Origin of the sequence: Nostoc sp. KVJ3, assembly GCF_026127265.1 — a bacterium.
Classification (GTDB): domain Bacteria; phylum Cyanobacteriota; class Cyanobacteriia; order Cyanobacteriales; family Nostocaceae; genus Nostoc.
The window spans coordinates 1-12,739 of sequence record NZ_WWFG01000012.1; the positions used below are offsets into that span (position 1 = coordinate 1).

17 protein-coding genes and 2 pseudogenes are annotated in these 12,739 nt (G+C 40.7%); 9 read left to right on the forward strand and 10 right to left on the reverse strand.

What is annotated here, in order from left to right:
* Positions 1 to 48: 48 nt before the first annotated feature.
* The 6 genes from GTQ43_RS39095 to GTQ43_RS39120 form a co-directional block, all read right to left on the reverse strand.
* A complete protein-coding gene (locus tag GTQ43_RS39095; RefSeq protein WP_265278008.1) occupies positions 49 to 357 on the reverse strand; it encodes a hypothetical protein in 309 nt (102 codons plus the stop codon).
* Between the two features lie 301 nt (positions 358 to 658).
* Entirely contained in the window at positions 659 to 985 is a 327-nt protein-coding gene (locus GTQ43_RS39100; RefSeq protein ID WP_265278009.1) for a hypothetical protein, read from the reverse strand.
* A 56-nt stretch (positions 986 to 1,041) separates the two neighbouring features.
* Positions 1,042 to 1,443, reverse strand: coding sequence for a hypothetical protein (locus tag GTQ43_RS39105; protein ID WP_265278010.1), 402 nt, complete (start codon positions 1,441 to 1,443; stop codon positions 1,042 to 1,044).
* Between the two features lie 94 nt (positions 1,444 to 1,537).
* Entirely contained in the window at positions 1,538 to 1,792 is a 255-nt protein-coding gene (locus GTQ43_RS39110) for a hypothetical protein (RefSeq protein ID WP_265278011.1), read from the reverse strand.
* Between the two features lie 20 nt (positions 1,793 to 1,812).
* Complete coding sequence (locus tag GTQ43_RS39115; protein ID WP_265278012.1) at positions 1,813 to 1,992, reverse strand: hypothetical protein; 180 nt, start codon at positions 1,990 to 1,992, stop codon at positions 1,813 to 1,815.
* Positions 1,993 to 2,030: 38 nt separating this feature from the next.
* Positions 2,031 to 2,576 carry a hypothetical protein gene (locus GTQ43_RS39120; protein WP_265278013.1) on the reverse strand — a complete coding sequence of 182 codons (546 nt, stop codon included), beginning with the start codon at positions 2,574 to 2,576 and terminating at the stop codon, positions 2,031 to 2,033.
* 420 nt (positions 2,577 to 2,996) lie between these two features.
* Here GTQ43_RS39120 and GTQ43_RS41630 point away from each other — a divergent pair, with 420 nt between their 5' ends.
* From GTQ43_RS41630 to GTQ43_RS39155, 7 genes and pseudogenes are all read left to right on the forward strand, one after another.
* Positions 2,997 to 3,149 carry a hypothetical protein gene (locus GTQ43_RS41630; protein WP_321162566.1) on the forward strand — a complete coding sequence of 51 codons (153 nt, stop codon included), beginning with the start codon at positions 2,997 to 2,999 and terminating at the stop codon, positions 3,147 to 3,149.
* Between the two features lie 90 nt (positions 3,150 to 3,239).
* Entirely contained in the window at positions 3,240 to 3,431 is a 192-nt protein-coding gene (locus GTQ43_RS39130; protein WP_265278015.1) for a type II toxin-antitoxin system VapC family toxin, read from the forward strand.
* A gap of 75 nt (positions 3,432 to 3,506) precedes the next feature.
* On the forward strand, positions 3,507 to 3,656 hold the full coding sequence (locus GTQ43_RS39135; protein WP_265278016.1) for a hypothetical protein: 150 nt from the start codon (positions 3,507 to 3,509) through the stop codon (positions 3,654 to 3,656).
* A gap of 536 nt (positions 3,657 to 4,192) precedes the next feature.
* Entirely contained in the window at positions 4,193 to 4,456 is a 264-nt protein-coding gene (locus GTQ43_RS39140; RefSeq protein WP_265278017.1) for a hypothetical protein, read from the forward strand.
* 127 nt (positions 4,457 to 4,583) lie between these two features.
* A complete protein-coding gene (locus GTQ43_RS39145; RefSeq protein ID WP_265278018.1) occupies positions 4,584 to 4,829 on the forward strand; it encodes a hypothetical protein in 246 nt (81 codons plus the stop codon).
* Between the two features lie 113 nt (positions 4,830 to 4,942).
* Positions 4,943 to 5,095 carry a hypothetical protein gene (locus tag GTQ43_RS39150; RefSeq protein ID WP_265278019.1) on the forward strand — a complete coding sequence of 51 codons (153 nt, stop codon included), beginning with the start codon at positions 4,943 to 4,945 and terminating at the stop codon, positions 5,093 to 5,095.
* Positions 5,096 to 5,305: 210 nt separating this feature from the next.
* A pseudogene (locus tag GTQ43_RS39155) lies at positions 5,306 to 5,609 on the forward strand (RNA recognition motif domain-containing protein).
* Positions 5,610 to 5,800: 191 nt separating this feature from the next.
* Here GTQ43_RS39155 and GTQ43_RS39160 read toward each other — a convergent pair.
* Positions 5,801 to 6,313, reverse strand: a complete 513-nt coding sequence (locus GTQ43_RS39160; RefSeq protein WP_265278021.1) for a GIY-YIG nuclease family protein — start codon at positions 6,311 to 6,313, stop codon at positions 5,801 to 5,803.
* 333 nt (positions 6,314 to 6,646) lie between these two features.
* Here GTQ43_RS39160 and GTQ43_RS39165 point away from each other — a divergent pair, with 333 nt between their 5' ends.
* Positions 6,647 to 6,985 (forward strand): hypothetical protein, encoded by a 339-nt coding sequence (locus GTQ43_RS39165; RefSeq protein ID WP_265278022.1) that lies wholly within the window; start codon positions 6,647 to 6,649, stop codon positions 6,983 to 6,985.
* A gap of 56 nt (positions 6,986 to 7,041) precedes the next feature.
* On the opposite strand, the gene GTQ43_RS39170 is transcribed toward GTQ43_RS39165, so the two are convergent.
* Complete coding sequence (locus GTQ43_RS39170) at positions 7,042 to 7,227, reverse strand: hypothetical protein (RefSeq protein ID WP_265278023.1); 186 nt, start codon at positions 7,225 to 7,227, stop codon at positions 7,042 to 7,044.
* Positions 7,228 to 7,948: 721 nt separating this feature from the next.
* Complete coding sequence (locus GTQ43_RS39175; protein ID WP_265278024.1) at positions 7,949 to 8,269, reverse strand: hypothetical protein; 321 nt, start codon at positions 8,267 to 8,269, stop codon at positions 7,949 to 7,951.
* A gap of 1,205 nt (positions 8,270 to 9,474) precedes the next feature.
* On the opposite strand from GTQ43_RS39175, the gene mobV reads away from it, so the two are divergent.
* Positions 9,475 to 11,301 (forward strand): MobV family relaxase, encoded by a 1,827-nt coding sequence (gene mobV / locus GTQ43_RS39180; RefSeq protein WP_265278026.1) that lies wholly within the window; start codon positions 9,475 to 9,477, stop codon positions 11,299 to 11,301.
* Between the two features lie 573 nt (positions 11,302 to 11,874).
* Here mobV and GTQ43_RS39185 read toward each other — a convergent pair.
* Positions 11,875 to 11,997 (reverse strand): annotated as a pseudogene (locus tag GTQ43_RS39185) (AAC(3)-I family aminoglycoside 3-N-acetyltransferase); the annotation flags it as partial.
* Between the last annotated feature and the right edge of the window lie 742 nt (positions 11,998 to 12,739).

The following is a 12,739-nucleotide window of genomic DNA, read 5'->3' on the forward strand; positions in this document are numbered from 1 at the left end:
TTTTACTTTTCCAGTTAAGTTCTGGCTCATTAGACCATTGATAATTAATTAAGGAATCTTCAAGGGAGGCGGCAAAATGCAAAATGACCAAGAAGATGGTGTTTCTATAAAATTTATGGCTAATTGAGCAGCAATTTTATGTAATTCTGATATATCCTCAGTTTGTACTACTATCCGCTTAGGTACTAATATTAATTCACTCCTTTGTTCGGCCACATCAATATTTATGTGTTGTCCAACAGATTGACAAGCATTCCTTAACTTATCTATAGTATTCGGTGTTCTAACTCCTGCTAAAATAGCTTGGGGAAACCCACCACTAGGTAATCTTATTAATACAGGTGGTGCGACATACACTCTTCTTCTATTATTATCAGTGAAATCAAATTCACAGTGACCGAGTGAATTGAGGGCACGAACGGTTGATAATATTTTATTTTTTCATATCATCTCCCTCATCACTAATAGCAGTTTTACTAAGACTATGAAGATAATTAAATGCCTGTTTAAACGATAACCAAGACATTTCCTTATTGGCAGAAATTACATAGAGTAGTTCATCGCTATTCCTATACACGTTTTGCCCCTTTTTGGAATTCTACCATAAATTTTTTAAGACGAATATCGCTGAGAGGAGGCAAAGTTCGCTTGTGGTTATCTAATAATATTTTTTTTCCATGAATCCAGTTTTTTTTCTATCCTTACAAGGTGATAGTTTTAGCTCTGATTCTTTTAAACTGGTGCCACAAAACATAGCTCTATCAAAAAGGCTTCCTTTAGCAATAGCCCAAACTGGATACCAATCAATAAGTATTGATTCTTCTGGATAAATTGCAACTTGTCCCGGTTCTTTGCCCAGAAAAACAACGCGCTGCTTGCCTTGGATTGGTAGGAGAGTATTGAAGTTAAAAGTAGGACAATCAACTCCCTTTACTAATGCTCCCCTCACTTCTGGAGAATGTTCATCTTTAGTGGTCGTAACCAAACCAAATCTGTCAATATATGACGTTTTTATACTTGAAACTAAAGAGAAATCCTCTACTAATAATAAAGATAAACGTTTAATAACATTGTCACCATTACGGGCTTCAATTTTAAATATGTATCTACTGGAATATCTGGAGGTAGTTCATAAATACTTTGTCCAGATGTATCTTCTAGCAGTCTGCCATTACAATATAATTTTGCTGTTCCATCACTGCATTGTAAAACTAATTTTGGTGGTGCAAACCTAAAGAACCAATTTCCGTTTCCAAGGCGTAAACCACCTTCTAAACTCAGTCTGATGCTAGTGGAAAATGATAATATAGGATATTCGCTTTTTACTATTTCATCACTATGGGCAGCAGTCACTTTAAATAAGTACCATCCATTTGGTAATCCTTTAACAATATGCAACCTCTCAAAACCTTCACAACTGGATGTTCCCCATCTTTCTAGCAAAGTACGGCACTCTTGATGAACTGCTAAAAAAAATGGCGAACCTTTAGGAAGTCTCCCTACTTCTACAATTCCTGGTAAACTCAGACTTCTGCCTTCAACAAAATATTCGTATATGGGAATTTGGAAACTTAAAACGCCATTTATTATCAGGAGATTCCATCTGGAAAGCGTAACGCCAATCTAGCATGGAAGCATCAATATTTCTACCGTTTAATATGGGTGAAGACCAACCATTACCATGTTCGTCACAGGAATAAAAATCGTTATTAAAATTTAAAATCAGACCATCTTCAGGAAAATCATGCTTTGTCGTACAACGTAAGGTGAAGCTGGCACGTTTAGCAGTCAAGTCGAGTTTGCAACACAGTCTTAAGACCCCGTAAATCTGCGTTCTCCCTCAGATTGTAATTCTGTGGTTCCATCCCAGTTACATAACTCATCTACAATTCTTTCAATCAGTGCCTGACGTAATTCATTACCTTCGCTAGTTTCTTCTAGCAATTGCAGCGTTCGTGTTCGCAGATAGCTACGCCCGTATCTTACTAACAAAGATGTTATGTGTCTTTCGGAAGGAAGGGAAATTGTTTCTAAGCCTGCCTCTGCAAAATAATGGGTAGTGCCTTAAGTTCCTTTTCAGTCAAAAGTGTTTGGGCGATGGGTATACCAACGTGAACTAATCTGCCAGTAATGTTGGCGTTAAAAATGCCCAATTTATCCGATTTATCGACATTTGCCCATTTCTCTAAATCTCTCCAAAGTTTTTGCATCTCGTCAAAATCTGGATATTTTCCAGAGGTCGGTTTTTCTCCCAGTAATTCCCGCAAGCGGGGATAGTAGGCTTTGGAAGAAAAATCACCTTCAGTACCTGCTGCCAAAACAAATAAAGCTAAATAGCCTATGTATGGAGGATAACCTTGACGTTGGTATCGCCATACCGGGTTTTGCATACTCCTCAAGGCTTGTTGACAGATACTACTTAGACCAATTACATTTTTTACTGTTTGGATAAAGTCTTGGCAAGTAACCCCTTTAGAGATGCCTAATGAATTAATTAAATCCTCTGTGACGTAAAGATAAACATTACGCCCAGACATTTCTGGATTGAAAAAATGCTGGGCAATTATTCGTTCCACTCTGAGTAACTTCTAGTATTTTTTGCAGTATAGCTTAGGGTTTTCATGTATTAATTATAATACTTAAATTTATTTATACCAAAAATGTTTTTCACAAAACGCGATCGCGCTCTCAATCAGCGGACAATAATTGAACTAGCTCCGATGGAACACGAGCAAAGCGCATAAAGCGTTACAGTAGCAATGGATAGGCCGGCAATGGAAGTGTGGCCAGTATCTAGTTAATATGAATATCTGGATACCCAGACATTCATACAGCCAAATTAGGTGTGTACCAGGTAGCAACGTTATGCTTCTATCTCTTGTAAGGGAAGTAGCAGCATAATTAAAGGTACTTGCCAAAAATTGTTAAGTATGAGTTCTGGAATGCCGATATGGAAACAATGAAGTTGCGAATCGCATATTGGGACAGATGGTATATTGCAAATCCAGACACCCACTGATTTAAAAGATATAAATGTTGAGGTAGTGGTGGTTATACAGCCGTTAGCTGATGCAGAAGTTGCAACATCTTCAGAAGCCCAAGCACAATATAACGCTTGGGGAAAGCCACAACGAAAAATCGATAAGTAATGCAATTGCCAGAATGGAACAACTGCGGCGAGAAGTAGCGTTAGATAAAACGTCAATCCGCTCCATGATTGAAGAGGGGCGAAGATTTTAATGCAGTTTGTTTTGGATTGTTCTGTAGCAATTAGCTGGTGTTTGGTGGATGAAAATAACCCTACTGCAAATGCGATACTAGCAATGATGCCGGATGCTGAAGCATTTGTACCGGGGATTTGGTCACTGGAGATTGCTAATGTTTTACTGGTAGCTGAACGGCGTAAATCGTATGACTCAGAAACAATCTGAGGAAGCTATTGCTTTGTTACAGTCGCTATTGATTCAGGTTGATACGGCTACTGATGCAAATGCTTTGGTGCAACCTTGACGCTGGGGAGACAGGAAGGTTTAGCCGCTTATGACGCAGCTTATTTAGAATTAGCGTTGCGGTTGGGATTGCCTTTAGCAACGATTGAATCAAAGGTTAGCGGAGGCGGCTACGAGGTGTGGCGTGGATTTGGTCGTTGCCGATGAAGAAACGCCTTCCATTGGGAGAACACCGTAAGTCAGGTTGTCATTTCCGAAAAATAAGCTGAACAATGCATCAACACTCTACTTGAGTCGCAGATTCTCATTTTAGGCTGCATAAATACCTGGATACCCAAATATTCATACATCCACATTTTATGTGTGTAAGTGCGATATGATTTTTCCATCTTTTATAAGGGGAGATTATGCCAATCATCTCTCTTAGCTCATTTAAGGGCGGAGTGTCGAAAACACTTCAGCTATCTGCCTCGCCTCACTGTTTTGTGATGATGGGGCAACTTTAGTTATTGATGCCGATCCGAACCGTTCAGCAACCACTTGGGCAAGACCTGGGGGACTACCATTTCAGGTCTGCGGAGAAAAGGAAGCAGCAAAGTTGATGCGTAAGCAGAAGTTTGAATTTATATTTTTGACACTCCTGCCCGCCCTAATGATGTGGAAGTGGAGGATTTAGCAAGGGGCTGTGATCTACTTATCGTTCCAACTCCACAGACCTGTTGAGCATGGATGCGATGGCACTCATGGCAAAATCCTTGCCCCAAGATACAAACTGGAAAGTCCTACTTACAATGATTCCGCCGCCGCCTCAAAGAGATGGACAGGAAGCAATGGAAGCACTCTTAACACAAGGTTATCCTGTTTTGAGTCGTGGGATTCGATTTTACAAAGCTTATAAGGATGCGGTGACTAGTGGAGTTCCTGTTTATAAGGTTCGAGGGGGCAAAGTAGCATGGCGGGATTGGACGGAAATAAAAAACGAAGTGATTCAAGCAATAAAAGGGTGAGCCGATTTAGTGAGGTCTTAGGGGCAGCCCAAGAAAATACCCACTACCTGGATACCCAGAAAATCAGCTATCTGAACAGCTAGATACTCAACCAACCGAAGAATCATTAAGCCAGCCACTTAATGAGGTGAAAAATCAACCACCTGAAAATTTGACAACCCAACTACCTGGATACCCAGAAAATCAGCTATCTGAACAGCTAGATACTCAAGCAACCGAAGAATCATTAAGCCAGTTACCTGAACAGGTGAAAAGTCAAACATCTGATAACGCAACTGCCCAAACACCTGGATACCCAGAAAATCAGCTATCTGAACAACTAAAACCCAGTTACCTGAGAATTCAACCACCCAACAACCTCAACAGCCAGTAACCCGGTCATCTAAACACTTAAAGGATAAAGATAAATTAGCCAAGCGTGAGAATCCCGACTATACCCAAACCACTTTTCGCATTCCGAAAAAATTGAGCAGGCAGATCAATCGAGTGCTGATGGACTTGGCAGACGAGGGGGAATATGTGGATAGGAGCGACTTGTTAGAAGAATTAGCCAGTGCATTTATCCGACTAGCTGATGAAGTTGGTGTAGTAGAGGCGTTAGAAAAAGTCAAAAATCTGGGTACCCAGATGGATGAGTAGCCAACTGAGGCAATCGCACCTAGTCTTACATCACTGGTTAATTAACCTTTTACTGGATGCAGAGAATTGGCTTCTATGTCATCCTAGAAAACGAGAGTTAAAGGAGTGAGTATTTTTGTTGTTAGTATTGACAGGCTTTCCCCTTTTGGTATCTACAGACTTTTCTCCAAAATTTAAATCTCTACACACTAATATTTTTGGAGATAATCAATGTCAATTTATGTAGGCAACCTCTCTTACGAGTTAAGGAAGATGATATTAAGGGTATTTTTGCAGAATATGGGACTGTAAAGCGTGTTCAACTACCTACTGACCGCGAAACAGGACAACTACGCGGTTTCGGATTTGTAGAAATGGGAACAGATGCAGAAGAAGCAGCTGCCATTGAGGGTCTTGATGGTGCTGAGTGGATGGGTCGTGACCTGAAAGTGAATAAAGCTAAACCCAGAGAAGACAGAGGTTCATCTGGTGGGAACGGGGAGGATACAGTGGCGGTGGACGTAACCGCTACTAAGAGTTGAAACGAAAAATTTAACTTAGGGATAAAACTGTATCAATTGAAGTTTCTGAAATTTAAGGGCTTCAAACCCTTGCTGTATCATCCCATTCACGCACTTTTAAATCAATCTACTCACAACATATAAAAATAAAATAATACAAATGACTATTGCTACTAAAATAAAAAATTATTATTGAAAACTTTACCTAAAACAGTGGGTTCCCTTTTCTTAATTTTCTTCTTCTTGTTTTTCTCCCGACTATGCCTTGTCTCAACCGATTGTGAGGTTCATATCGTCTAGATATTAAATATTTTGGGATTTCCTCTCTCTCTTGACTTGCACGTTCAATATCTCTAGGAATTATAGGCAAAGAAACATTTAGTTTTTGATGATGTTGACCGTAATCCTGATAATTATTTGGTATTGGCGCTACATTACTACGCTCCATTAACTGAATAACTTGTTGCAAATATGCGTTCTTTGTAAATTCAAACCACTCCCTATAAACATTAAATGACTTACAAGCTTGATGAATCTCTTTCTCTACTTTGTAAACGTCAGTAACAAACACATAATGAATGAGTTTCAACGGGTAGGGACTTTGACGGCTATTCAGTTCTTTTAATCTTTCCTCTGGTGTCCGTGGTGCTACAGTTAGCCCTATTTTGTATCTATATGTGCCTACACTATGAATTAAATAAATGTACCCTGGTTTCATTATTGTATCTCTGTTCGTAGTTCTTCTAAAGCTGCAATCGCGTCTGCAACTGTAAAATCTGGTGAATATTTTACCTTTTTGTAGTCGGGATGCTGTTTGATTTGCTTTAAAATTAATTATGATTGATTAAGTAAATCACTTAGATTAATGAAATCTTTACCCATAATTAATCCTTAAAAATAATAGGTTTACCATTGAAGTCTTTGTAAATATCTCTGGTCTTAGCTAACGCCGGTAAACTTACGTTGTATTCCTCTAGTTCGTTACCATCTGCATTTACTAGACTAAGGAATATGCTTATACTGAAAATTTATTTAATATGGATATAAATATATGGTTCAACGTCTTGAAGAAATTTTAGGGAACTCAATTACAGAATATACTCCCAACGCAATCAAATTTCAGGGACTATCTTTAGAATCATTGGAGCAAGTTATTCAATCAGGCTACACTACACTAAATGCAAGTTTTAATGCTGCTCCATCCGTTGGTTCATTTATTGAATTTGGGCAACGTTGTAAAAGTATAGAAGCGACAGCAATTTTTGATGGTGTAGTCATCAATGATACAGACGGCCCGAATTTGGTGATTGATGCAATTACAGTTAAAGGGGTGAAAGACTTAGACTTTGCAGGTGAATTTGTAAATTTGTGTGGGGTTGCGATGAATTAGAGATTAATTCTCAACAGTTATATGCTTGGTGGGATTAACTGTTTCCTCTACTGAAATCAGGTTTGTAGTAAAGAGCTTAATGAATTGCGCTGTAACCATGCACATAGTTTTATACTTGCTCTGTCATCTGGCTTTGATTGATATTCACCACTTTGAAGTTCTTCGCTAACCCCACCGGAAAACTTTAGAATGTACCAGACGTTAACACAGCCCAATGGCACTGCAAGATCCACTACCGCCATAAAAATACCCCCAGAATATGGGGGCGATTGATGTGGTTGATGTGCCTAAAAAGACACAATTGAATAATGAGAGTTCACTATAAGGATTTCTGTATATATGCCCATCTTAGAATGAACTGTCGGTGAATGTCTTCGGTGATCGCTGACTCTTCAAAATCGCTTCACAACAACTTTTCAATAACATAGCTATTTACACTGTCTATGTGTAGCGACCTGCAATACTAATCGCTCAAACCTGCAATCAAGACATTTACAAACCAGGATTAAATGCAACTATAATTGCGCTTCAGCCAGGATTAAATGCAACTGAGCCAGGATTATTTGCAACTGAGCCTGCAATCATTGGTTTGAGCCAGGATTATCTGCAACTATAAAAGTAAAAGAAACGAACGTTTTCTTTACTGCCGTACGATAAGCCTTAGAGAACGGTAAACCGTATGTTTTCTAGTTAAAAACTCGGTAAAGAATTCAAAGTTAATCTATCAAATTTTCAAATGAGTTTTTTAACAAACCTCTGTCAATACTGAGACTCAGTTCTGGCAAAGCGTTGAGTCTATTTGCAAATAATCCTGGTCGAAACGGATGATTGCAGGTTGGTTGTATTTAATCCTGGTTCAGTTGCAATTAATTCTGGTTCAAAAGAAATTATAGTTGCATTTAATCCTGGTTTGAAAATCCCTTGATTGCAGGTTTAGGGATTTATAATTGCAGGTCGCTACATCTATGAAGAAGCGCCAGCTTCAGCCGCCGCTACATCTGGTTTGACTTCCTTCGCCTTCTTTTCAAAAAGTTGGATTCCTGCGTCAACGATCTCAAACCCGTTCTCTGTTCGTTGACCAAGCTTGCCAGAAACGGCCCCAGCCCAGTCTGCAAATTCTGAGGCGCTAGTTTCAGCCTTCCGCCAACTTTTTGCATTAACTTGAGCAGTGAAGACTATGCCGTTCTGATCAGTCAACTCGATTGCAACTTTCTTGTTCGGAAGAGGTGTGGCTGTTGGCAGTGAGCCGCTAAATTTTATTGTCACTTCGCTTTTGACTTCCATACCTTACCCCTGGCTCATCATGAATTTCATTTTTCGTTCCTGATTTTATCTTGGATTAGGTTGACCACAAGGTGCGCGATCGCTTGGCTATCGTAGTTGTTCACTTCATTGTGAACGTTGAGCATTCCCCTTGAAACAGAATTAAGACTCAACATTAAAAAAACAAAATCCACAAAAAAAATTTTCCCTGTTTTTGACCCTTTTTTTTGCATAAACAACTGATAACTAGTCTCAATATGAACCGCCCAAACCGTGATCATCTCCACATTTATCAATAAATATTACAATTTTGGCACTAGCTTCTTAATTTGACTCAATTCGTGCATCTGAGATAAAACCTCGAAAAAACATCCATTTTCCCCGCCCTCACCAACTACATTCAACATCTCCCAATATCTAGACAATATCTCCCAATTCTCCAATTTTTTCTTACCTTTTTACCCCTTAAAAATCATCCAGTTACAAAATTCTCATTAGCTCAAAAATTCCCAATAAATCCGAACAGTTTCCAAGACTTGTTAGAAGTCTCCCATTTGCTCCCAATAATTGGTAAATTCTTGGGAAATTCGCTTAAAAGCTTTTAAGCTCTGTAATCCATCTTTTTCTGACGCACAGTACGCCATATTTGGCGGAAAGTTTGTTGAGAGTCAAAATTGAAAAGCAGAAGCAGAAGTAAGAGCCATCAACAAATACTACTGAAGAACTACACAATCACGACAAAAGTGACTGTACAGTTCACTCTCTTCAACCCGTCAGCTTGATTCTTGTAGTCTAATGAGTGACAAAAAGTGACAAGTCTCAGTTGTCACACTCTGGACATAGTGTACTTTGATACAAAAACTTCCATGTGGCAAAATACCCCCATTTATCCCCAAGATTACCCCAACGATACACAATTGATAGTGAAAGGATAGTCAAACGACAGTCGTTTTCGGGTAGGCACGAAAAAACCAACGACAGTCAAAGGACAGCCAATTGGGTCTAATTGGGGTAATTTGAGGGTAATTTGGGTGAAATGCTCCTGGTGGATTCTACCCCAAAAGTGGATTTCGGGCTGGGGTATAATGTATACCATATACTCACTATGGTTTCATGCCCTGCGGGTGGCTTACGCCATCTCTCGCTGCGCTCATGACACGAAACCGCCGTTCGCCCTACGGGTTGGTGAGTAGTACAAAGTGCTGCAAAAGTAGTATAAATCCTCTATGTCGCCCCTGACCATTCTCAGAATTGAGAAACTAAAAACATTTGGCAATGTCGCTGGCAGTGATGACCATGTGTTAAGGAATAGAGAAACACCCAATGCAGATCCAACTAGAAAGAATGTCCGGTTGATTGGGGGAGAAGACTCACGCTCTTTAGAGGAGATAGTTAAAGAGAAAATCTCCACCCTCAAGCATCTACCCCGAAAGGATGCGGTGTTATGCACCGAGATGTTTCTCTCGGCATCGCCAGAATATTTCCGCCCCTTAAATCCATCTCTGTCTGGGCAGTGGTCTGATGAGAGAATGCAGCAATGGGCGATCGCATCTCGTGACTGGCTGGCTCAAAACTATGGATCAAAGTGCGTCAGGGCAGAACTCCACCTAGATGAAAGTACCCCACATATCCACGCCTACATCGTGCCAGTGAACGAGAAAACTGGTCGGCTTAGTCATGATGCGATGTTTGGCGGCAGAGGTGGACAGGGAAGAATTAAGTTATCCAAACTCCAAGATAGTTATGCTGCTGCACTCGCTCCTTTGGGCATTGAACGTGGGGTAAAGGGCAGCAAAGCAACCCACACTAAAGTAAAGGAATATTACCAAGCGGTTAACAGTGAACCACTCACCGCAGTCATTACAAATAACCAATTAGCGCCAGCGCCATTTGAATCAGCTAGTAGTTATGTAGCCAGGATTCAGTCAGATGACCAGTTCCAAGCAATTAATCACCAACTGGCTGACCGTTCGTTCATGGCAGAGCGATTGGAGAGGGCAGAGCAACGGGCGAGGGCTAGCGAGAAGGAACGACAGCAACTAGAGAAGCGGGTGCGATCGTTAGAGGCTCAGACTCAACAAATGCGCGACTTGCCCTTGGAGGATGTCGCCTGGGAGTTGGGGCTAAATCATGATCATGAAAGGTGGAGGGGTCACGGACACATCATTAATATAGATGGATCGAAGTTTTACGATTTCTCACCCCAACAGCAGAAAGGCGGTGGCGGTGCGATTGACTTGGTAATGCACGTTAATGGGTGCAATTTCCGGCAAGCGATCGCATGGTTGCATGAGCGTTTCGGTGAAGCTGGGGCAGAACGGGCGGCGATATCTCACGCCCTTAAGATGACAGCTGAGATTATCCAGTCAGAGCCACGTCCCCAATTCCAGCTAAGAGTTGAGGATAAAGCCAATTGGCCAGGAGTAGAACATTACCTTACCCAGAAACGTGGCTTACCCCAAGATTTTGTGGAACTTCTACACAGCACTGGACTGGTTTATGCTGATGACCAACAAAACGCTGTGTTTGTGATGCGGAATCTAGACGGACAACCAAGCGGTGCATTCCTGCGCGGTACACGGGGAGAAGTCGGAGCGGCGGCTTCCACCGCTCTAAACTTCGGGGGAGAAAACAACAGTTTCAAGGGTTATGAGAAAGGGACTAAGCGGCGTGAGGGTTGGTTTCACTTCCACTTGGGTGGACAGCCTACTGATGCAGTCGAGAAATTGGTGCTTTTGAAGTCGCCCATTGATGCCATATCCTTTGCCATGCTGGAGTATCAGGTTCAAGGTGCGCCAAAGACTAGAACTCTCTTTCTGGCAGTAGATAACCCCAACAGCTTGCCTGTGGAGCGATTGCAGAACATTCCTCATGTCAGCGTGGCTTTTGACGCGGATAATGCTGGGGATGCAGCTGCACGGGCTGTATTGGAACTACTGCCACAGTCCAAAAGGCTAAAGCCCAAAGCCAAAGATTGGAATCAGCAGCTTCTTGATTATCAAAAGCAGTTATTTCAACAGCATCACCAACCAGAAGATGATTTGACTCTTTAAAAGCTGTTTTTGTAGTGCTAATGTAGTCTTTTAGTAGTAATTTTTGATGTCTGTTTTTTTCTTTCTCGATTTTGACTCAAAAAATCTGTCAAAACTTTTTTGCGTACTGTGCGAGAGTTTTGGTCAGGAATTTTTGCGGTATAAATCAGGGTCGCTTATGAGGCTTTTGGGGTACACATCCTTAGATTTACCGTTGGTTTACCTTATAAATACCTTGCATCTGCCATTGCGAAACCTTATTTTTGGCAGAATCACCAAATTTTTCAAAAATTCAATTTGAGGCAGCAGTAAATCCTTATATCTGCCATTGGTATGCCATTGAAATGCCATTCATATTCCTTATATTTGCCTTTAAAGAGAAATCCTTGTAAATACCTTATAAATGCCATTGATTAGAGATATGGACAATCAGTAAGTTTTTGGTAGATTTGTTAATAATTTAACTTACAGTTTCAAACCCTCCTGCTTTTTGCTTAATTGAGATGCGCTCAATACCTGCTGGCTAACGTTCGCGATCGCCGGACTCAGACCAATACTGCTACTATACTCCAAAGTTCCGGTGCATTCCGGTTGTTAGGCATCTTCATCGCCGACCGGGACAGCAATATCGAAATGAAGCACATCTTCGCGTACCCCAAGCTTTGTGTAGAGTGCAATCGCAGGGTCATCCCCGATGTCCGCCTGCACGAAAATAACATCATTGCAATGCGAGTATGTATTGGGAACTTCCTCAATACGTATAACTATTCCATTACTGAATCGGCACTCTAGTTTTGATGATTTTCGTATCATCTTCCCCTCTGTCACGGTGGTTGACCTACTTAGGTAGGGGAACCGTGAAAGGAGGGCAAGTTTGTTGCCGCACCTGGGGGGTGCGTTTTTTCTCAAGAGAAAAAATGTCCGGACAGCAACATAGCTTGCTACTCACCAAAGGTTTTTTTGGGCTACTCAAATCAACTGTTAGATGAATATGTAATGGATCGCTGATGGATTTGTATTGGATCTCTCATGGCATAATCTTTGTCAATAGTTAATCATTGTTGAAAGTAAAAATTATACTTACAATACGTATGTCAGACAAATGGATCTGTATTGGATCAATATTGTCACTGTAATGGATCTGCAACGGCTCGTTTGTGGATCTGGCATGGATCTGTTATGGCACACTTTTCTAAATCGAATTTCTTAGCAGAAAAGTAACGACTTAATTAACAGCAGCGAAAAAAGAATAACCAACTGGATAAAATTTGCCTTCAACAAAATGGTCAGTAGAGTGATGTTCACAACCAATATTTGCATTTAAGTTAAAAGCAGCTTTTATGGATAATCACAACCACAGTCAATGTCAAATCTGATAGTCAGTTTTGACCCTGGTGCTTCCTTGACCAAGATTGTTTACGAACTAGCAACTGAGTGATGAGTTTCCCGCAGAACTCCC